Source organism: Pedobacter sp. V48, from assembly GCF_000523515.1.
Taxonomy (GTDB): Bacteria; Bacteroidota; Bacteroidia; order Sphingobacteriales; family Sphingobacteriaceae; genus Pedobacter.
In genome coordinates, this window is sequence record NZ_AWRU01000002.1 from 188,809 (window position 1) to 209,424 (window position 20,616).

Sequence of the window (20,616 nt, forward strand, 5' to 3'; positions counted from 1 at the left end):
TTGGGAAATTTAATAAATATGCTATACAAGCCTATGAGAAAATTCTTTTACTTGATTGTCGCTGTGCTCTTTATGAGCTCTTGTGGCGTGAAATATAAATCTGTTCCTTATTTTACAGATCTTCCGATAGATAGTACTTTGCAGGAGAAAATTTTGAATCAAACTATTTTGACGATTCAAAAGAACGATATTCTTGCTATTACTGTAAGTAGTTTAAATCCGGAAGCCTCTGCTATTTTTAATATGGGCAATACGAGTTCGTTACAAGGTCCGACGCCAACAGCAAATATAAATCCCGCAAATACAGCTAATGGATTTTTAGTTGATAACGAAGGCGCAATTCAGTTGCCTTTGGTAGGATCTGTGAAACTTGAGGGCCTATCTATAACAGAAGCAAGAAAATCAATACAAGCTAAATTAGTAACATACTTAAAAGAGCCAGTGGTTAGTTTACGATTAGTAAACTTTCGTGTCTCCGTTTTAGGAGATGTTGCAAGACCTGGGGTTTTCCCAATTACTAGCGAAAGAGCAACTGTCACTGAAGCATTGGGGATGGCAGGTGATTTAAGTATAACGGCAGTTAGAAATAACGTTCTACTGATTCGTGAGCAAAATGGCCAAAGGCAATACGCACGGTTAAATATGCAGAGTAAAGACTTATTAAATTCACCTTATTATTATCTTCAAAACAATGATGTTCTGTATGTGCAGCCAGGTAATGCAAAGTATGCCAGTGTAGATTCAAGTTATAGGAATGTTAGTATAGTTCTGTCTGCATTGTCAGTAATTGCCTTAATCATTAGTCGCTTTTAAAAGTATAAAATTTATGAGTATTGAAGTAAAAGAAAATAATAGCAATGGGATTGCGGAAGAAGATAATATAAGCGTTAGAGAGCTGGTGGGAAAATATTTTTATCATTGGCCTGTTTTCATTTTAGGGATTATTATCGCTCTTTTTTTTGCTTTTATATATTTACGGTATGCTAAACCAGTATACCAAATAAGCAGCACTTTATTGATTAAAGATGAGAAAAAGGGCCCTTCAGATGATATACTAGGGCAATTAGACCTTTTTGGAGCATCTAAAGTAGTTGATAATGAAATAGAAATTTTGCAGTCAAAAACCTTAATGGCCAGTGTCGTAAAACGCCTAAACCTTAATGTGAATCTGAGTGCTGAAGGACGAGTTATAGTTAAAGATATTTATGAAGAACGTCCAGTTAAAGTTTCAACATTCGATATCGATGAAGATTTTTTTGGTATAGAATGGAAACTTTCCTTTCCCAATAGGACGCACTATACCTTGGAAGACGTAGAGAGCGGGAAAAAAATTACGGGACTATTAGATAAAATTCAGCGTACTGAATTGGGTACATATAAAATAGATAAGACCGCTTATTTTAACAAAGAACAGAAAAACTCTTTCCTGATTGTTTTTAGTAATCCTGTCGCAGTTGTAAATAATTGTCTCTCTAATCTAACAGTTGAGGTTACTACTAAACAATCTACCGTATTACGTCTTAGCTATGAAAGCGTTGTTCCAGAAATGGGGACGGATATTCTAAATACCCTAATTCAAGTATATAATGAAGCTGCTTTGTCAGATAAAAATAGAACTACACAGAGTACTATTAATTTTATAGACGAAAGATTGGCATTAATATCTGGAGAACTAATTGAGGTGGAAAAAGATGTTGAAGGTTTTAAAAGTAGTCAGGGCTTGACTGACATAAGCAGTGAGGCATCTTTATTCTTGGAGAATGTAAAAGCAAATGATGCAAAGTTAAATGAATTTAATTTGAAACTCGGTGTAATAAAGAGCATCCGTAATTATGTTGATTCAGAAGGGAAAGAAGAGAAATTTCCAAGTACACTAGGAATCGATGACCCAATACTCTTGGCTCAAATTAAACAACTTGGCGATTTACAGCAAAAGAAAATTGCATTACTCGCTACAACCCAGCCAGATAACCCGATGTTTGAGCCAATTAATCAGCAAATTAATGCGACTAGATCAGATATAAAAGCTAGTATTAGAAATATTGAAGCTTCATTAGAAAGTACTTTAGCGGGATTAAATTCATACAATTCAAAATATGAAGGATCAATTAAAAGAATCCCTGGACAGGAGAGACAATTTATAAGCATAAAAAGACAACAAAGTATAAAAGAAAATCTCTATTTGTATCTTTTGCAAAAAAAGGAGGAAGCAGCTTTGTCTTATGCTTCTGCAGTCGCTGACAGTAGAGTTGTAGACGGGGCTTATTCGTCTTCATCTCCTATTAAGCCAAAAAGGACTTTGACATATCTTTTCGCTATTGTAATGGGTATTATTATGCCGATTGGATATGTATATAGTAAAGACCTTATGAATAACAAGGTGCAATCTTCTTCCGACATCTCTAAAGCAACAGCCGCCCCAATCCTAGGTGAATTAGTCTATGAAGAAAGTAATGAAGCTATTGTTGTTCATGCTAATAGTCGAAAAGCAATTGCAGAGCAATTTAGAGCTATAAGGACTAACTTGCAATTTGTGCAAGGGAAATCAAGATCAGAGGGATTTATTACTTTATTAACCTCAAGCATGTCTGGTGAAGGGAAAAGTTTTGTAGGAAGTAATATTGCTACTGCAATGGCTATTAGTGGAAAAAAGACTATCCTTTTGGAACTCGACCTTAGGAAGCCAAAAGTAAGTAAATATTTGAATCTGAGTAATAAGTCGGGCTTAAGTAATTACTTAATAGGTAAAGCTGAAATAGATAATATTATTCAACCTTCCGGAATAAATGATAATTTGTTTGTAATAGGCTCGGGGCCAATTCCACCTAATCCTTCTGAATTGTTGATTGGAAAAGAGATAGAAGATTTGTTTTCTTATTTAAGAAGAAATTTCGACGAAATAATTATAGATACACCTCCTATTGGTCTCGTCACAGACGCTCAAATACTTTCACGTTTGACAGATGCGAGTCTATATATTGTAAGGCATGGGGTTACTTTCAAACAGCAAATTGTTCAATTAGACAACTTATACAAAGCAAATAAATTTCCAAAACTTAATATTATACTCAACGGTGTCGCTATTGGCGGAAGTTATGGATATGGATATGGTTATGGATACGGTTATGGTTATGGATACTATTCTGATGATGTAAATCATCATAAAACTAATATTAAAACTATTTTCAAGAATATATTTAAGCGATTGTAATTAATAAATTATGCAGTTAAACATTAGCAATTCAAAAATTGCAGTTATTGGTCTTGGTTACGTTGGTTTACCATTAGCAATTGAGTTTGGTAAAAAGTACGATGTCCTGGGATTTGATATTAATCGAGATAGAGTTAAGGAATTGAGTAATAGCCAAGATAGAACTCAAGAGGCTAATTTGGAGGATTTAAAGAAAGTAATTAGTTTAAAAATTGAATCGGAAAAAATAGGTTTAAAGTTTTCATCAAATGTGGAGGATTTAAAGGGGTACAATACGTTTATTGTTACGGTGCCTACTCCTATTGACCAATTTAAGGCACCAGATTTGGGACCATTGTTGAATGCCTCAAAAATGTTGGGGTCTATCCTCAAAGAAGGTGATATAGTTATATACGAGTCAACGGTTTATCCAGGGTGTACTGAGGAAGACTGTGTCCCAGTTCTAGAGAAAGTCTCGGGATTAAAATTTAATACAAACTTTTTTGCGGGGTATTCACCAGAACGCATTAATCCAGGCGATAAGGTTAATACATTGACTAAAATTCGAAAGGTAACTTCCGGATCAACTCCAGAGGTTGCTGATTTGATTGATAACCTATATAAATCTATTATTACTGCAGGGACTCATAAAGCGCCTAGTATCAAAGTAGCTGAGGCGTCAAAAGCGATTGAGAATGCTCAAAGAGATGTAAATATTTCTTTTGTTAACGAGCTTTCTTTAATCTTTGATCGTATTGGAATTGATACAAATGATGTTATTGAGGCTGCAGGCACAAAATGGAATTTTTTAAAATATCAACCGGGTTTGGTTGGGGGTCACTGTATCGGAGTCGATCCATATTATCTCGCTCATAAGGCGCAATCTTTAGGGTATCATCCTCAAGTTATATTGTCTGGACGTCGTGTTAATGATAACATGGGCCCATTTGTAGCCGATAAGGTGGTTAAGCTAATGATCCAGAAGGATCATAAAATAAAAGGGTCTAAAGCCCTAATCATGGGCATAACTTTTAAAGAAAATTGCCCGGATGTACGTAATACGCGGGTTGTTGATATTTATCACGAGTTAGTTAATTTTGGGCTAGACGTAGATGTTTTTGACCCTTGGGCCGATGCAACGGAAGTTCTACATGAATATGGTATTAGCATACTTAATAAGCTCGAAGAGAGTATAGTTTATGATGCAGTAATTGTTGCTGTAGCACATAAAGAATTTTTAGAAATTGATTTTCAAAAGATCAAACGGAACAATGGGGTTATATTCGATACAAAAGCTTGTTTAGATAGAAGCTTAGTAGACGGAAGATTATAGAATCAAATTCTTTTATGAACATTTTAAATCTAATTGGTAGGGATCAAGAACTTTTCAAAGAGGATATTGGCAGTCACGAAGAGGAACTCATTACAATTGTTAGTCGGTCAAGGTTTCTGGTGATTGGAGGAGCAGGATCTATAGGTCAAGCTGTAACAAAGGAAATTTTCAAAAGAAATCCCAAAAAACTTCATGTTGTAGATATTAGCGAGAATAATATGGTTGAGCTGGTTAGGGATATTCGCAGTTCTTACGGATATATTGACGGAGATTTTCAAACCTTTGCTTTAGATATTGGCTCTTTCCAATACGATGCTTTTATAGAAGCCGATGGCGAATATGATTATGTGCTTAATCTTTCTGCTTTAAAACATGTAAGAAGTGAAAAGGATCCTTATACCTTAATGAGGATGATTGAGGTAAATGTCTTTAATACTGATAAAACTATTCAACAATCAATAGATAAGGGTGTCAAGAAGTACTTCTGTGTATCGACTGATAAAGCTGCAAATCCAGTAAACATGATGGGGGCATCTAAACGCATTATGGAGATGTTTTTGATGCGTAAAAGTAAGAATATTGACATTTCTACAGCACGTTTTGCAAACGTCGCTTTTTCAGATGGTTCTTTACTACATGGTTTCAATCAACGCATTCAAAAACGTCAACCGATCGTAGCACCGAACGATATTAAACGATATTTCGTTGTGCCAAAAGAATCGGGAGAACTGTGTTTGATGTCGTGTATTTTTGGCGAGAACCGAGATGTCTTCTTCCCGAAGCTTAGTGAAAGTTTGCACTTAATCACTTTCGCAGATATTGCTGTTAAATACCTAAAAGAACTTGGATATGAGCCTTATTTATGCGAGAGTGAAGATCAAGCCAGAGAACTCATAAAAACCTTGCCTCAGCAAGGAAAATGGCCTTGTTTATTTACCAGCAGTGATACAACTGGAGAAAAAGATTTTGAAGAATTCTTTACCGAAAATGAAGTGTTGGATATGCAGAGGTTCGATAATCTAGGGGTAATAAAGAATGAATTTAAGGTTAATGATGAACTGTTAGACTTGTTTTCTTCACGGATTAAAGAGCTGAAATTAAATAAGGCGTGGTCTAAACAAGATATTGTTGAATTATTTTTTAAAATGATCCCGGATTTTGGACATAGGGAGACCGGTAAATACCTGGACGCAAAAATGTAATATGAAAGACCTGAAAAATATTGTTTCATTTATTCAAAATTCATATAATACAAAAGAGTTTATTCCATTGCATGAACCCAGGTTTAGAGGCAATGAAAAGAAATATTTGCTCGATACGATTGATTCTACTTTTGTTTCTTCAGTCGGTGCATACGTGGATCGTTTCGAAGAAATGATGCAAGTTGCGACTGGTACCCAGAAAGCAATTGCTGTTGTGAACGGGACAGCAGCTTTGCAGGTTGCCCTGCGACTTGCAGGTGTTGAATCGGGAGATGAAGTCATTACTCAAGCGTTAACTTTTGTCGCTACTGCTAATRMKATYGNKWAKARYGNNGTGYARKRMMAGTTTTTGTTGACGTTGACCTTGATACGATGGGCTTATCTCCAAAAGCAATTGATGCATTTTTAGATGAATATGCAGAACTTAGAGAGGATATCTGTTATAATAAAAAAAGTGGCAGAAAGATTTCTGCGTGTTTGCCTATGCATACATTCGGTTTTCCTGTTCATTTGGACGAATTGATAACAGTGTGCGATAAATGGAACATTCCATTGGTAGAAGACGCTGCTGAATCCCTTGGAAGTGAATATAAAGGGAAAAGTACCGGAAGCTTCGGTAAGTTAGGAATATTCTCTTTTAATGGGAATAAAACAATAACCTGTGGTGGCGGTGGTGCCATTGTGTCCAATGATCTTGAGATTGGAAAAAGAGCAAAGCATTTAACAACTACTGCTAAGAGACCTCATCCTTATGAGTTCTATCATGATGAATTAGGGTATAACTATAGAATGCCCAATCTAAATGCTTCTTTGGCATGTGCACAATTGGAACAGCTCCCATTCATGTTGGGAAGTAAAAGAGAATTGGCAAACATATATCGCGATTTTTTTGCGGAACAGGGCGTGAATTTCAGAACAGAGCTTCCGGATACGAAAGTCAATTACTGGCTTATGTGTGTAGAACTGGAAAGTAAAGCAGAAAGAGATCTTTTCTTGAAAGTCACTAATGAAAATAAAGTAATGACCCGTCCTATTTGGCAATTAATGTATCGCCTGCCGATGTACAATCATTGTCAGCGTGATGATCAGAAAAATGCGGAGTTTTTAGAAGAGCGAATTGTAAATATACCAAGCAGTGTTCGATAAAATTCACATCATAAGAGTGTCGGGTCAAGGGTTTCTTATAGCTGATTTAGTTCATTTCATGTATGCTAATCATAAAAATTGTTTGTAATACGGGTAGAATGATATGAAAAAGGAAAATGTAATAATTATTGCAGAAGCAGGAGTAAATCATAATGGAAGTTTGGAAAATGCCTTTCGCCTTGTTGATGCAGCAGTTGATGCTGGTGTGGATTATATTAAATTTCAAACCTTTAAAGCAACTAATTTAGTTTCTATAAAGGCAAAGAAGGCTGAATATCAAATAGAAAATACTAAAAATAGTACAGAATCGCAACTGCAGATGCTTCAGAAGCTTGAGCTTTCCGAAGATGATCACGAAAAAATCATTGAATATTGCAATTCTAAGGATATTAAATTCTTTTCCACTGCATTTGATTTAGATTCTCTGGAATATCTGTCAAAAATAGGTATGGATATGGTTAAAATACCATCGGGAGAAATCACAAATCTTCCTTACCTGAGAAAGGCTGGCAATTTATTTAAGAAAGTCATTATTTCAACAGGGATGGCTACATTGAGTGAAATTGAAGATGCCGTTGCTGTTTTTGTCAAAGGTGAAATTAGAAAAGAGGATATTACAATATTACACTGTAATACTGAATATCCTACACCAATGAAGGATGTGAACCTGTTGGCGATGTTACATATTGGAAAGGAATTTAAAACTTCCATTGGTTATTCTGATCATACGCTGGGAATTGAAGTACCAATTGCTGCGGTTGCTTTGGGAGCTGTAATGATTGAGAAACATTTTACATTGAATAAAAATATGGAGGGACCTGATCATAAAGCCTCTCTTGAACCCGCAGAACTTAAAGCCATGACTTTGGCAATTCGTAATATTGAAATGGCTATTTCTGGCTCAGGATTAAAAGAGCCTTCAGAATCGGAGATGAAAAATATCGCTGTGGCAAGAAAAAGTATAGTGGCAAAAATAGATATAAACAAGGGAGATGTGTTTTCAGAGAATAATCTAACAGTTAAGCGCCCAGGTGACGGTATTTCTCCAATGAAGTGGGATGATCTCATGGGTAAGATTGCGATGGAAAATTTTGAAGCTGATGATTTAATTCGATAGGTATGAAAATCGGTGTATTAACAAGTTCAAGAGCTGATTATGGTATTTATCTACCCCTATTGAGACAAATAAAAGAGAGCCCCGATTATACACTCGAGATCATTGCATTTGGTACTCATTTATCTAAATTTCATGGATATACCCTAGATAACATTAAGTTAGATGGCTTTGAAAATATCTATGAAATTTCTTCTCTTCTTACAAATGATGATGAAACTTCAATTTCTACCGCTTATGGCTTAACTGCATTAAAGTTTGCAGATTTTTGGAGGAATCATCAGTTTGACTGGGTATTTTGCCTGGGCGACAGATACGAAATGTCTGCCGCTGTTCAGGCAGGGATACCTTACGGTGTGAATTTTGCGCATATTCACGGCGGGGAGACTACATTAGGGGCAATAGATAATATTTATCGTCACCAAATATCTTTGGCTTCTAAAAAGCACTTTCCTGCTACAGAGGCGTTCGCCAAAAGAATTGAAGAGCTAATTGGAACCCCCCGAAACATCTTTTCTGTTGGGTCTCTATCCATTGATGAGCTAGATGAGATGCCGATACCTGCAGAATTTGATTTCCGGGAAAAATATCAGATCAAAGGTAAGTTTGCATTATTAACTTTTCACCCTGAAACGGTTTCTCCGGAGAAGAATGTTGAGTATGCGACTGAAATGCTGAATGCCCTAAAGGAAATCTCTAAGGAAATTTTGCTGGTAATCACTATGCCAAACGCTGATACATTTGGAACAATTTATCGTGATGCGTTATTCAAGCTAAAAGAGTCGGCGACAAAACGTGTAATTCTGGTAGAAAACTTTGGCAAGTTAAATTATTTCGCTGCGATGCGTTATTGTACACTGATGATTGGAAATACTTCGAGCGGAATTATTGAAGCGGCTTCATTTGGTAAATATGTATTGAACGTAGGTGACAGACAAAAAGGGAGAGCACAAAGCGATAATATAATAAATGTTCCATTCTCTACCAGGGAGATGGTTGAGGCATTTTTATTTGCTTCAGAAAAGAAAGGTTTTAAAGGAGATAATATTTACCACCGTTCCGGTACAGTGAACTTAATACTTAATAATCTGAGAAGTTAGCAATATGAGAAATTATAAAGATCATTTAATTCCATTTAATAGCAAAATAATGCAAGCGCTTGTCCAGTTGGACTTTCTTGCTAAAGATGCAATATTATTTGTAGTAGATGAAGAAGATAAGCTAATTGGTTCGCTAACAGACGGCGATGTTAGGCGTGGTTTAATAAAAGGCATGGTAACATCCGACTCTGTGAGTAATATAATACAGACTAACCCGCGCTATCTTCGAAAAGGAGAAATGGATATAGATAAGGTTATTGAGTATCGGGAAGGCAATTTTCGGATTTTACCAATCCTTGATAAAGATAATAAGGTGGTTAATGTAATTAATTTTAGAGAAACCAGATCTTATCTTCCTGTTGATGCGGTGATTATGGCTGGAGGCAGAGGTCAAAGACTTAAACCCTTAACGGATACAACACCTAAGCCTCTTCTAAAAATTGGTAATAAACCGATCATGGAACACAATGTGGATCGCCTAGTGCTATATGGAATTGATGATTTTTGGTTTTCTGTTAAATATTTGGGAGAACAGATTGAAAATTATTTTGGCAGTGGAGAGAATAAGAATGTTCAGATCAGATATGTGTGGGAGGATGAGCCATTGGGTACAATAGGCGCTGTCTCAAAAATTAATGATTTTGAGCATGATTATGTACTAGTTACAAACTCCGATGTTTTAACAAACCTGGATTACGAACACTTTTTTTTAGATTTTATAAAGAAAGGTGTTGATTTTGCAGTAGTGACAATTCCATATGAAGTAAACATACCTTATGCTGTTCTTGAAACAACAGATGGACATGTACAAAGTTTTAAAGAAAAACCCACTTATACTTACTATTCTAATGGGGGGATCTACCTGATGAAAAAAGAAGTTCTAAAGTATTTACCTAAAGAGTCGTATTTTGATACAACAGATCTCATGGAAAAGCTGTTGTCTGAAGGTTGTAAAGTTCTATCTTATCCGCTAGCAGGTTATTGGTTGGATGTCGGAAAGCATGAGGATTTTGAAAAAGCTCAAAAAGACATTTTACAAATTAAATTTTAAAACGTTCATAATGTTAGCTATTATCCCAGCTAGAGCTGGCTCAAAGGGGCTGCCTGGCAAAAATATTAAATTGCTTCATGGAAAACCTCTTATCGCTTATACCATTCAAGCTGCGGTCTCATCAGAGAATATTTCAAGAATAATAATCAGTACAGATAGTAAAGAAATAGCGGAGGTTGCAGTTTCTTATGGAGCTGAATGCCCGTTTATGCGCCCTCAATATCTAGCCGATGATAATTCCCGCTCAATAGATGTGTATCAACATGTAATAGAAGAGCTGGAAAAAAGAGATGGCATCTTTATTAATGAATTTATTGTACTACAACCAACAAGTCCCTTCAGGACGGCAGAAGATATTGATAATGCGATCAATTTATTCAAGAATAAAAATGCAGATTCGGTTATAAGTTACTGCGAGGAACATCATCCTATTAAATGGCACAAATACATTGATAAAAATGGGAGGTTTGAAAATCTCTTCGAGAATGTTGCAAGTAATCGTCAATTAGAACGAACTTCTTACTTTCCTAATGGGGCTATTTATATCCTTAAAAGGAATTTAATTGAGAGTAATAATTATTACACAGAGAATTCATTTGCATATATGATGGATAAAACAAAGTCAGTTGATATAGACACGATTGATGATTTCAACTTTGCAGAATTTTTACTAGCAACAAAATGAAAAAAATTATTATAAAAATTTTTCGCGTAATAAAACGTTGGGAAGAAAATGATCGACAAAAAAACCTTCGAGTGAAATATCGATTACCTGATTCATTTAGGTTTAACGGTTTGCATATTGCCATTTATGGGTCTGGGAATTTAATTGTCGGAGATAACTCTTACATAGGGAGCTTTTCTACAATCCAATTACATCCAGAACACACTGTAAAGATAGGCGTCGGGTGCAGTATTAGCCATAATGTAAGATTATACACTTCGTCTAAAGTTCCTGATGGGAATTTCGAAAATWWWKYRGYYSTACWKSWAWWMWNGGGWRATATRNTAWTAKSWNATTNAWRYRKRRAYYSRTRMRWWYGYYKYYAKRMMCMYYWATRTTRWMMWKGRCKYKWRTTCAGTTATTGGAGCAAATTCAGTTGTGACCAAAGATATAGAACCGTTCTCAATTTATGGTGGCGTGCCTGCAAGATTAATCAGAATGAAAAAGGATGCTTAAAAAACTATTTTCTCATACTGCAATTTATGGATTGGCACCGCAGATTCCCAAAATTGCTAGTATTGTGGCCTTGCCAATAATAACAAAATACTTAACCGAGGTGGATTTTGGGGTTTATGGAGTTATTACGGCTATTGCTGGAAGCATAGCGGTTCTATCTAACTTAGGATTAAATGTAATTTTGTCCAATGTTTTTTACAAAAGTCCTGGACAATATAAATGGGCCTGGCGGCAAATTTATGGGTTTTTAATGCTTTGGAATATTCCTTTTTCAATTTTACTTTCAATTATTCTTTATTTTTTTATTCCCCCTGAAGCGATACATGATGCTGGATATATAATCTTACTTAATGTCTTACCCGTGGTTTTTTTTGGTCCTACATCTATTCTTGGTAATATGTATTATCAATTGAAACAGAAACCCATGCAAATAGCGATAAGATCAATTATTTTTGGCTTTTTATCAGTGGGATTGAACGTGTTATTTATTGCAGGGTTAAAGATGGGATACATGGGTTGGTTTTTATCTATATGTATTTCCGGAATGCTTAGCCAAATCTCATATTGGTGGCCTTTGAATCGTAAACTTGGACTAAGACCGATTTTTAATTTTAAAAGAAGGTATATTAGAAATTCATTGAAAGTCTCATTGCCAACTGTTCCACATTATTATTCGGCTTATTTGTTGGATGCTTCAGATCGAGCGGTGATGAAGATACTCAATGTAAGTACTGGAGATATAGGGAAATACAATGCTGCCTATATAGTTGCTAATATTATTCAAAAACTAGGGATTGCAGCAGGTCAAGCAGTTGCGCCAATGCTTAATCAATCCTACAAGAACAATAAGGAGATCGAGGCTAGAAGTCTAATTTTTGTATTACAGATCGCTTTTCTTTGCTTGACATTTATTTTGTCTATTTGGCTCAAAGAGATATTTGTGCTACTTATTAAGAATAAGGATCTTGCAAGTGTTTATCCATTGGGTATTATAATAGTGATGTCTTATAATTATAGACCGATGTATTTAGGGGCTAATGGCAAATTATTTTTCTATGAAAAAACAAAGGTGTTATTGAAAGTGACATTTTCTGCAGGTATCATTAATTTAATACTTAACTTTATTTTGATTAAATATTTCGGCTACAAAGCCGCCGCTTTTACCACCTTTTTTGCCCTTATGTACATGGGATACGCTGGATATTTTTCAAAAGAATACAAAGAAACCAAGAAAATTGAGTATTATCCACTTATTTGGCTTGTTTGTACAATCTTATTGACTTGTGTGGCATACTTTTCTGTTGAACTAAGTATTGGCTTCAAAGTCTTGATGTCGTTCTTGTTAATGTCGATAGCTTTAATTGCCCTAAAGAAAATTGTTTTAAATGAAAAGAGATGAGGTTATAAGGATCCTGGAGGAAATTGAATTAAGTATTCCTGTGGATCAATGGACATTTGGAGATATATCTGTTTGGCCAATCCTAAAAATGGATATTTTCTTCCAATGGATAAGAACTAACAGCGTGGATTCAGAGACTGCACATACAGCGGTTCGTACAGGGTTTGGTAACAGAATTCGTAATTTACTATCTGCAATTTATAACTACGGCAGATTATATTTTGGAAAAAAGAAGAAAATAGATGTGGTTTATTGTGGAACATCTTCACATAGAGTAGACTATGAGGGACTTTTCATAAATAGATATTTTCAACCATGGATCCAAAGTGAATCTAATAATTATGTCCAATTTGAATTTGAAAAGCCACTTGAAAAGGAATATGCTAATAAGCGTAATATTATTTACATTGATGAGATAAAATTACCTTACAGTGTTGTTAAGCCTTTTTTGAAGACTAATAGTTTGAACTTGCCAGAATGGAATAAGTTTCTTTTATTAATTGATGATTTAAAATTGCCTACAGCGGATTTGAAAAACAGATTATTGAAACGATTGGAATCGATCGTATCGTACACTTGCTTGTTCAAAATGTTGTTGAAGAAATATAGGCCAAATAAAATATTTGGCTTATGTTACTATAGTGCGCCAATGTTTGCCCTAAACTATGCAGCTAATATATTGGATATACCGACTTATGATATGCAACATGGTGGACAGGGGAAATTACATCCGATGTATAATTTTAAAAAAGTTCCCTCTTTAGGGTATAATACCCTACCTAAAACTTTTTTATGTTGGGATAATACGTCCAGTAATAATCTTCAACTATGGTTAAAAAATCAAAAATATCATAGCACTGAAATTTCAGGTAATCCATGGATAGATTTTCAACTCGCAAAGAATAACATTGATGGCCCTTCCTTTTCGCAGAAGAAAATTATCTTATTTACCCTTCAGGAAAGCAATTTAGAGCCATATATATTAGAGAGTATTAGCAATACACCAGACGGTTATGAATGGTGGTTGCGAGTTCATCCTCGTATGAAAAATGCTAGATCAAACATAACAAACCAATTGATGGAAAAAGGAATTTTACATAGAGTAGAATTTGATAAAGCCTTTGAAAGTCCTCTTCCAATTCTGTTGAAAAAAAGTTCTGTTCATATTTCTAAATTTTCGGGATCAATTATTGAGAGTGCACTAGTAAGAACCCCAAGTATTATAATTGATGAGATTGGGGTTGAGATTTTTGGTGACTATATAGTCGATGGCTTAGCAGTTTCGATTCTATCCAAAGAACCGGAAGATCTTTTAAAAGCAATATTAAACTTCAAATAGATTTTTATGATGAGTATTTTTCAAAAGATTAAAAACAGAATAGGACTGAAGCGCTGGATTCAGAATCAAAATTATATAGGCTCTAAGGTAATAATTGGAAAAAATACGATTGTAAAAGCGAGTTTCTTATCTGGTGAAATTTCAATTGGTAATAACTGTAAGATATATGGGGCTAGCTTAAATGGTAGAATTCAAATTGGAGATTTCACTTCGATTTGGGGGCCGAACATCGATATAAATTCTTCAATCAACTCTATTCGAATTGGGAAATTTTGTTCAATTGCAAAAAACGTTACTTTTCAAGAATTTAATCATGATCACACAAAATTTACAACTTTTTTTATTCATAAAAATATATTGAAAGATGAAAGTTTTGGAGCAGACATCGTATCGAAAGGAGAGATTATAATTGAAAATGATGTATGGATTGGTGCCCATTCTGTTATCTTAAGTGGAGCACATGTGTCTACTGGATCTGTGATAGCTGCTAACAGTGTAGTTACGGGATTTGTCCCTCCATATTCGATCGTTGGTGGAACACCTGCAAAAATTATAAAATCTCGATTTTCTCCGGATGTTTGCGAGAAACTATTGGAGTCTAAATGGTGGGATTTGTCATTCGATGAATTAAAAAGTAATATAGCACATTTGGAGAAAATTGTAGGTAATTGAAAACTAGATTTATGAAAGAACAATTTAAATTTGCAATAATAATTCCTCTTTTCAACAAGGAAGCATATATAGAAGAAACTATAAATTCAGTAAAACTTCAGACTTATAAAGATTGGCAGTTAATTATTGTAGATGACAATTCAACCGATAACTCTTACGAAATTGCTTCTTCATGTTTAGATGGCGATGACGCAAATAAATTTAAACTTATAAGAAGAAGTGAATACAGCGAGAACAAGAGAGGTGGTTCGGTTTGTAGAAATATTGGAATAAATCAATCAAACGCACAATATTTGCTCTTTTTAGATGCAGATGACATTTTATTGCCGTTTTGCTTAGAGCAGAGAGTTAAATATGTGGATACAAATCCGGGGTCGGACATGTTTATCTTTAACGTTGCCTACTGCAAGGGAGAAAAAAAAGAAGTCGTTGCAAAACAGAGACCAAAATATCTTTATATGCTGAGATACTTGCTGGCAGTTAATAAGAGGGATTTTTTCTTAAATGAGTTTCTCAAAACAAATATTCCCTGGCATACATCTGGCCCAGTGTGGAATACAGATTTTATAAAGCTCTTAGGTGGATTTAATGAGGATTTCGAAAGATTGCAGGATCCAGAGATTCATACCAGAGCTCTTATGCAGAATAAAATTAATATTGAATATTTAATGAATAAAACGGCCTTCGACACTCTGCATAGGACAGATGAAGATCGAATTGTTTGGGATGAAATGATATTTTATAGGAATAGGATCAATGCTATCAGGAAATATTTGAACTATTTTTCTGATAGTTTGATAAGAGAAGATAAAAAGAAAGCCGTCAAGAAATTACGAGGATATCTGATTTTGGCTGAAACGATGTATTATAGAAGCATTAGAGATTCAAAAGATATAAAAAGAATAGAAATTTTTCGATCCTTAACGGAAGAAGTTTATAATGTCAATCACATTGAGATGATAAACACGACATCATTTAAGAGATTTATCAACTTATTTAAGTCTTCAATGAGTAGTGCGATTTTGGTCAAATTTAAACTGCCTGGTGTTTTATTGTTAACTTACAAACGGAGCATTTAGATGAAAAAACGAGGTCTTTTTTCCAATTTATTTGACTCATTTTTGATTTTCATCTTTATTTACGGCTTAGTATTTAATGGTTTAGGTTTTGCAACGTCTAAAATAGCTTTATTTTACGTTGTTCTAGTGGTTAATAAGAAAGAGTTGATAATTCAAATTTCAAAAAATAAGTTTTTGAAATATTGTCTTGTAATTTGGATTCTGTTTAGCGTGTATTTCTTCGGTGTTACGGTGTTTTCTGGACGGTATCATTTTGGCTTTCTTCAACAGACATTTTGGTTTTTTTGGGAAGGGGTACTTGGATCTTTTATTTTTGCATTCTATTTACTTAAAAGATATGAAATTAAGCAAGTGCTTTATTTAGTATCTCTCGCAATTGCGATTCAAAGTGCCTTTGTTCTGTTGAGTTTTTTGAGCGGAGGATTTAGAGAATTTATAGATACAATACTTGTTAGTCAGGAGCGGGCGATATCTGCGGTGAGACTTAGGGGGATTTCTAATGGTGGAGGCGCGGGTTTATCCTATTTGCAATCGCTTGGTGTTTTTACATTTGGATATCTTTATTTGTCTAATTTTCGGGATGGTAGAAGCAATAAAATAATTATAGTATCTATTTTGTTAATTTTTGTTTCCCAAATATTTATTGCACGTACGGGAATGCTTTTTTCTGGTCTTTTCATTGCGGCATTAGTATTCCAGAATGCATTAAATAAGGGATCTTTAAAGCCCCTAATTATACAAGTGTTCTCACTAATATTTGTTTCGGCTCTTGTTTATAATTTCTATTCTTTGTTTATACCTAGAGATAAGATCGCAGTTTTTAATGAAAGAATTGTTTCTCGAGCATTTGAATTTATTGATAGCTATAATGAGACAGGCAACTTGAAGACTCAATCGACAACAGCCTTAAATAATATGTACTTTTTACCTAAAAGTGAGGCAGGGATACTGTTAGGAGAAGGTATTTGGGATAGTAACGAAAATAGAAAAGAGACGGGTAGAATAGTCAGTTCCGATGTTGGATATGTGAGAATTGTATTTGCTGTAGGGGTAATAGGGGCGCTGATTTTTTATTCTATATACTGTAGTTACATCAACGTATTATTAAAAACTAATATAACTACTGTTTTTAAATTAGGTATTTTTGCTCTTATCATAGTTTTTGCTTTAGGTGAACTTAAAGAGCCGTTTTTGGTTCGATCATCTGGTATAATAAAAATATTATGCCTTTGCATATTCGTCTTTATTCCTATTAAGAAAAACATCATTAGAAATTCTTTATGAGTTCTGTAATTATTTGCTTTACTGCTTCCTATCCATATGGAACAAAAGAAACCTATTTTGAAAATGAATTAATAAGCTTAGCTAGTGCATTTGACACCGTTCATATAGTTCCTACTTATAATCCATACGGGACAAAAATCTTGAGATCTACGCCAGATAATGTTGTTGTGCATAAACCAGTTGTAAATCAGGGGATAGGACGATTGTTCCGCGGATTATTTAATTTAAGCCCGTTCGTTGTTTATTTAAGAGATTTTTTTAGTAAAAAAGTTTATTTAAGTGGTAATAATAGCAAGAAATGGTTTAATTCCTTGTTGGTATATAGAATTTCATACGCTAATTTTTCTAAACTAAAGAAAAACCTCCCTACTGATGCAATAATGTATTCATACTGGGCAGAGGCTCCTATATTTGTTAATAACATTGCTAAAGACCATCTAAGAGTAGTTAGAATGCATGGCGGAGATTTCTACTTAAACAGGAATAATGGTTATTTGCCTGTAAGAAATAACATATATGAAGCTTCAGATTTGCTTTTGCCGATTTCTATCGATATCAAAGAAATTTTAAAGTCAGATTATAACATCTCTTCTCAAAAAATTTTCGTTAGTTATTTGGGGACATATAATAATTTTTTGGCCTCTGCTTTACCTGGTGACGATATAATTAGAATTGTATCGTGTAGTAACGTTTATGGTCTAAAGAGAGTTCATCTTATTGCCAACATATTAATGTTATTTAAATCGGATGTTAGGCTAGAGTGGCATCATTTTGGTGACGGTGAAGGTATGGGATTATTAAGAAGTCAAATAACAGAAATTAACAATCCAAATTTAAAAGTTGTATTACATGGGAATGTATTACAAGACCAACTTTTTGATTTTTATTCTAGAAATTATATTCATTGGTTTATTAATACAAGTAGGTTTGAAGGATTGCCCGTAAGTATCATGGAAAGTTTTTCATTTGGGATACCCGCTATAGCAACAGACGTCGGTGCTACAGGTGAAATAGTCAATTCGGAAAATGGTTTTCTTATTCCTGTTGACTTTAACCCGATAGACATTGAGAAAATAATCCTGTCAGCTAACGACGAACTGACTTATAAAAAGAAGAGAATTAATGCATATATGACTTGGTCTTTGAAATTTAATGCAGTAAATAATTATGGGCAATTGGTCGATGAATTAAAAAAAAATAGTTTAAACAGAAGAAAATGAAATTTAGAATTTTCGCATATGCAATATTATCATTTGCTTTTATCAACGCGAATGGTCAGTCAAGTTTTTTTAAATCAAGATTTAACAATACATTAAATTCAGGGAATTCTTATAATTCTAAAATAAGGATTAAGAAGTATTCTACTGATGGCAATACCTATAATTTTCTTTTACTCGGGTATTATTTGAATGCTAATAATATGATGTATAAGAGTACGAATGACATTAGTTATTTAGAAAATAATGCTGACGTTATAAAGGGTATTAGAGAGTCTGGTCTTCAAAATCCTAAGAATGGTAATTCAGCCTCTTATAGATGGACTGCGAAGATTAAGTCTAATCAGTCTAATTATTCAAAGAATAACCAGGAGTTTATTTTATATGAAGGTTATGTTTTTAGGTACATTGCAGAATACTACTATCTTGTGTCTAAATTACCCAACAAAAGTGGCCTGGAGGTCGATGTTGATTTTATAAAAGCCGATTTTTTTAAATGGTATAAATTATCTATGTCAAGTTTTGGAGATGATTCATTATTGCAATCCCTTCGTACGCATATGGGATCACATTGGGCTACTTTGGCTATGTATCTCTATATCTTAGATAATAATGACGCAGATAAGATAATTTATAAGAAAGTATATTCAAAATATAGTAATTCACTAAGAGCAAATTTAAAGGTGGTCGATCTCGATGGTAAGAAAGGATATATTTGGAATTCTACCTGGGATAAACCTTTCACCAAATATTTAGTCGATAAGAGTAAAAAAACAAAAAGTGAAATCCAAGATGTTAGCCATGGTAATCACATAGTGCAATTTGTTCTTGATTCATACGAGCTTCATTTAAATGATTGGTCATTAACAGATATCCAATATTTTGCGAATACACTCAAATATAGGATATGGGATGATAACTTAAATAAGTTTTCTGATAACGTGGATGGTACCTCCCTAGTTGGGAAATATAAAGGGTCAGGTTGGAAACAGTCGGATGGTTGGATGAAATTAATGATGTATGACAGAACTTTATACCCAATTTATAAAAAGTTTTATTTGAAAAATGCTAGTATAATTGATAGTTCGTCTCTTAATTTGCAGTTTTATTCAAACTTTACTAAATATGAAAACAAATTTGGAAAATAAAGGAAGTGCCACAAAATAGACAAAGTAAGTAGTGAAAAATAGAATTTTGCACTTAGCAAACGACTTTTCAGGGTCAACTGTATATAAGAATTTATTTCAAGAACTAGATTTTTTAGGCTTTAGCCAATCTATCTATACTGCAGTAAGATCAACGGAGCAATTTGATAGGAACCGGATAGATTTTAAGATTGATAGTTCAAAAATACTATATAGAGATATTTTAAGTAATTATACCCGAATTAATTATAATGCTAAAATAAAGAGGGTAGTGTCTGACGTTAATAAGTCATTAAGTCTCATCGATTTTGATTTAATTCATGCCCATACTTGGTATAGCGATGGAGGGGTTGCTTATGAACTACATAAGTTATATGATATTCCATATGTTATAACTATTAGAAATACTGATCTAAATTTATTTTTTAGATATATGCTGCATCTTAGGTCCTACGGGATCAAAATACTGCTTAATGCAAAGAGCATTATATTTATTTCACCTGTATATAGGGAACGATTCTATAGACACCCTTATATCAAGAATCATCTCTCTATTTTGAGTTCTAAGAGTATGGTAATACCTAATGGAATTGATAAATTTTGGTTGAAACAATTTGGTGTTCAAAAGCATTTGGACGAACATGCCGTTCAAATCCTTTACATAGGTAAATTTACTAAGGGTAAAAATGTCGAGGCATTAATTAGAGCTGTCGAGGTGGTTAGAGCTGGCGGAAAGAATTGCGTGCTAAACCTTATTGGAAAGGGGGGAAGTCAATTTGATAATGTTATGAAGCTTTGCAAAGCGAGAAGTTCTTGGATAACTTATCACGGGGAGATTCTGGAAAAAGAAGTTCTTCTTAACCATTATAAGCAAAATCATATTTTTGCAATGCCTTCTAAGAACGAAACTTTTGGGCTTGTTTATATTGAAGCCTTGACACAAGGACTTCCTGTATTATATACAAAAGGTGAGGGCATAGATGGTTTGTATGATAGTCATATTGGAGAAGCCATTAATGCAAGTAAGATAGATAGTATTGCGATGGGAATTGAAAACATCATAAGCAATTATCAAAAGTATCGATTTAGCCCAGAACATATTGGAGAAAATCATAATTGGTCGACGATCGCGTTAAAAATGCAAAAGGTATATAGTTAGGTAGTT

At 34.1% G+C, this 20,616-nt stretch carries 17 protein-coding genes and 1 pseudogene; all 18 read left to right on the forward strand.

Translation table 11 applies throughout. The features are described 5' to 3' along the window. Positions 1 to 33: 33 nt before the first annotated feature. The 18 genes and pseudogenes from N824_RS02200 to N824_RS02280 all read left to right on the forward strand — a co-directional run bounded on the left by N824_RS02200 (position 34) and on the right by N824_RS02280 (position 20,610). Positions 34 to 813, forward strand: coding sequence for a polysaccharide biosynthesis/export family protein (locus N824_RS02200; protein ID WP_048903611.1), 780 nt, complete (start codon positions 34 to 36; stop codon positions 811 to 813). A 13-nt stretch (positions 814 to 826) separates the two neighbouring features. Continuing rightward, positions 827 to 3,211, forward strand: a complete 2,385-nt coding sequence (locus tag N824_RS02205; protein ID WP_048903509.1) for a polysaccharide biosynthesis tyrosine autokinase — start codon at positions 827 to 829, stop codon at positions 3,209 to 3,211. A 10-nt stretch (positions 3,212 to 3,221) separates the two neighbouring features. Beyond that, the gene (locus tag N824_RS02210) at positions 3,222 to 4,523 is read left to right on the forward strand and encodes a nucleotide sugar dehydrogenase (protein ID WP_048903510.1); all 1,302 of its coding nucleotides are present in this window, start codon (positions 3,222 to 3,224) and stop codon (positions 4,521 to 4,523) included. Between the two features lie 14 nt (positions 4,524 to 4,537). Then, positions 4,538 to 5,725, forward strand: coding sequence for a UDP-N-acetylglucosamine 4,6-dehydratase (locus tag N824_RS02215; protein WP_048903511.1), 1,188 nt, complete (start codon positions 4,538 to 4,540; stop codon positions 5,723 to 5,725). A gap of 1 nt (position 5,726) precedes the next feature. Continuing rightward, a pseudogene (locus N824_RS35360) lies at positions 5,727 to 6,134 on the forward strand (DegT/DnrJ/EryC1/StrS family aminotransferase). Continuing rightward, positions 6,098 to 6,871 (forward strand): DegT/DnrJ/EryC1/StrS family aminotransferase, encoded by a 774-nt coding sequence (locus tag N824_RS02220; RefSeq protein ID WP_255327401.1) that lies wholly within the window; start codon positions 6,098 to 6,100, stop codon positions 6,869 to 6,871. The pseudogene N824_RS35360 and the gene N824_RS02220 overlap by 37 nt, the downstream one beginning before the upstream one ends. Before the next feature lie 103 nt (positions 6,872 to 6,974). Further along, positions 6,975 to 7,988, forward strand: a complete 1,014-nt coding sequence (gene neuB / locus N824_RS02225) for an N-acetylneuraminate synthase (RefSeq protein ID WP_048903512.1) — start codon at positions 6,975 to 6,977, stop codon at positions 7,986 to 7,988. 2 nt (positions 7,989 to 7,990) lie between these two features. Next, a complete protein-coding gene (gene neuC / locus N824_RS02230) occupies positions 7,991 to 9,085 on the forward strand; it encodes a UDP-N-acetylglucosamine 2-epimerase (RefSeq protein WP_048903513.1) in 1,095 nt (364 codons plus the stop codon). A 4-nt stretch (positions 9,086 to 9,089) separates the two neighbouring features. After that, positions 9,090 to 10,136 carry a nucleotidyltransferase family protein gene (locus N824_RS02235; RefSeq protein WP_048903514.1) on the forward strand — a complete coding sequence of 349 codons (1,047 nt, stop codon included), beginning with the start codon at positions 9,090 to 9,092 and terminating at the stop codon, positions 10,134 to 10,136. Positions 10,137 to 10,146: 10 nt separating this feature from the next. Next, positions 10,147 to 10,821 carry a cytidylyltransferase domain-containing protein gene (locus tag N824_RS02240; RefSeq protein WP_048903612.1) on the forward strand — a complete coding sequence of 225 codons (675 nt, stop codon included), beginning with the start codon at positions 10,147 to 10,149 and terminating at the stop codon, positions 10,819 to 10,821. Positions 10,822 to 11,308: 487 nt separating this feature from the next. Further along, entirely contained in the window at positions 11,309 to 12,715 is a 1,407-nt protein-coding gene (locus N824_RS02245; protein ID WP_048903515.1) for a lipopolysaccharide biosynthesis protein, read from the forward strand. After that, positions 12,702 to 14,054 (forward strand): hypothetical protein, encoded by a 1,353-nt coding sequence (locus N824_RS02250; protein WP_048903516.1) that lies wholly within the window; start codon positions 12,702 to 12,704, stop codon positions 14,052 to 14,054. The genes N824_RS02245 and N824_RS02250 overlap by 14 nt, the downstream gene beginning before the upstream one ends. Positions 14,055 to 14,060: 6 nt before the next feature. Beyond that, complete coding sequence (locus N824_RS02255) at positions 14,061 to 14,726, forward strand: CatB-related O-acetyltransferase (protein ID WP_084498157.1); 666 nt, start codon at positions 14,061 to 14,063, stop codon at positions 14,724 to 14,726. An 11-nt stretch (positions 14,727 to 14,737) separates the two neighbouring features. Continuing rightward, on the forward strand, positions 14,738 to 15,805 hold the full coding sequence (locus tag N824_RS02260) for a glycosyltransferase family A protein (protein WP_048903518.1): 1,068 nt from the start codon (positions 14,738 to 14,740) through the stop codon (positions 15,803 to 15,805). Further along, a complete protein-coding gene (locus N824_RS02265) occupies positions 15,806 to 17,089 on the forward strand; it encodes a hypothetical protein (RefSeq protein WP_048903519.1) in 1,284 nt (427 codons plus the stop codon). It begins immediately after the preceding gene. Next, entirely contained in the window at positions 17,086 to 18,309 is a 1,224-nt protein-coding gene (locus tag N824_RS02270) for a glycosyltransferase (RefSeq protein WP_048903520.1), read from the forward strand. The genes N824_RS02265 and N824_RS02270 overlap by 4 nt, the downstream gene beginning before the upstream one ends. After that, complete coding sequence (locus tag N824_RS02275) at positions 18,306 to 19,454, forward strand: hypothetical protein (RefSeq protein WP_048903521.1); 1,149 nt, start codon at positions 18,306 to 18,308, stop codon at positions 19,452 to 19,454. The genes N824_RS02270 and N824_RS02275 overlap by 4 nt, the downstream gene beginning before the upstream one ends. A gap of 31 nt (positions 19,455 to 19,485) precedes the next feature. Further along, positions 19,486 to 20,610 (forward strand): glycosyltransferase family 4 protein, encoded by a 1,125-nt coding sequence (locus tag N824_RS02280; RefSeq protein ID WP_048903522.1) that lies wholly within the window; start codon positions 19,486 to 19,488, stop codon positions 20,608 to 20,610. Positions 20,611 to 20,616 lie beyond the last annotated feature (6 nt).

Coding starts and splice junctions, on each gene's coding strand:
- N824_RS02270 (WP_048903520.1), top strand. CDS start 17,086: ATGAGTTCTGTAATTATTTGCTTTACTGCTTCCTATCCATATGGAACA.
- N824_RS02215 (WP_048903511.1), top strand. CDS start 4,538: ATGAACATTTTAAATCTAATTGGTAGGGATCAAGAACTTTTCAAAGAG.
- N824_RS02210 (WP_048903510.1), top strand. CDS start 3,222: ATGCAGTTAAACATTAGCAATTCAAAAATTGCAGTTATTGGTCTTGGT.
- N824_RS02205 (WP_048903509.1), top strand. CDS start 827: ATGAGTATTGAAGTAAAAGAAAATAATAGCAATGGGATTGCGGAAGAA.
- N824_RS02275 (WP_048903521.1), top strand. CDS start 18,306: ATGAAATTTAGAATTTTCGCATATGCAATATTATCATTTGCTTTTATC.
- N824_RS02260 (WP_048903518.1), top strand. CDS start 14,738: ATGAAAGAACAATTTAAATTTGCAATAATAATTCCTCTTTTCAACAAG.
- N824_RS02220 (WP_255327401.1), top strand. CDS start 6,098: ATGGGCTTATCTCCAAAAGCAATTGATGCATTTTTAGATGAATATGCA.
- N824_RS02200 (WP_048903611.1), top strand. CDS start 34: ATGAGAAAATTCTTTTACTTGATTGTCGCTGTGCTCTTTATGAGCTCT.
- neuB (WP_048903512.1), top strand. CDS start 6,975: ATGAAAAAGGAAAATGTAATAATTATTGCAGAAGCAGGAGTAAATCAT.
- N824_RS02245 (WP_048903515.1), top strand. CDS start 11,309: ATGCTTAAAAAACTATTTTCTCATACTGCAATTTATGGATTGGCACCG.
- N824_RS02240 (WP_048903612.1), top strand. CDS start 10,147: ATGTTAGCTATTATCCCAGCTAGAGCTGGCTCAAAGGGGCTGCCTGGC.
- N824_RS02255 (WP_084498157.1), top strand. CDS start 14,061: ATGATGAGTATTTTTCAAAAGATTAAAAACAGAATAGGACTGAAGCGC.
- N824_RS02250 (WP_048903516.1), top strand. CDS start 12,702: ATGAAAAGAGATGAGGTTATAAGGATCCTGGAGGAAATTGAATTAAGT.
- neuC (WP_048903513.1), top strand. CDS start 7,991: ATGAAAATCGGTGTATTAACAAGTTCAAGAGCTGATTATGGTATTTAT.
- N824_RS02235 (WP_048903514.1), top strand. CDS start 9,090: ATGAGAAATTATAAAGATCATTTAATTCCATTTAATAGCAAAATAATG.
- N824_RS02265 (WP_048903519.1), top strand. CDS start 15,806: ATGAAAAAACGAGGTCTTTTTTCCAATTTATTTGACTCATTTTTGATT.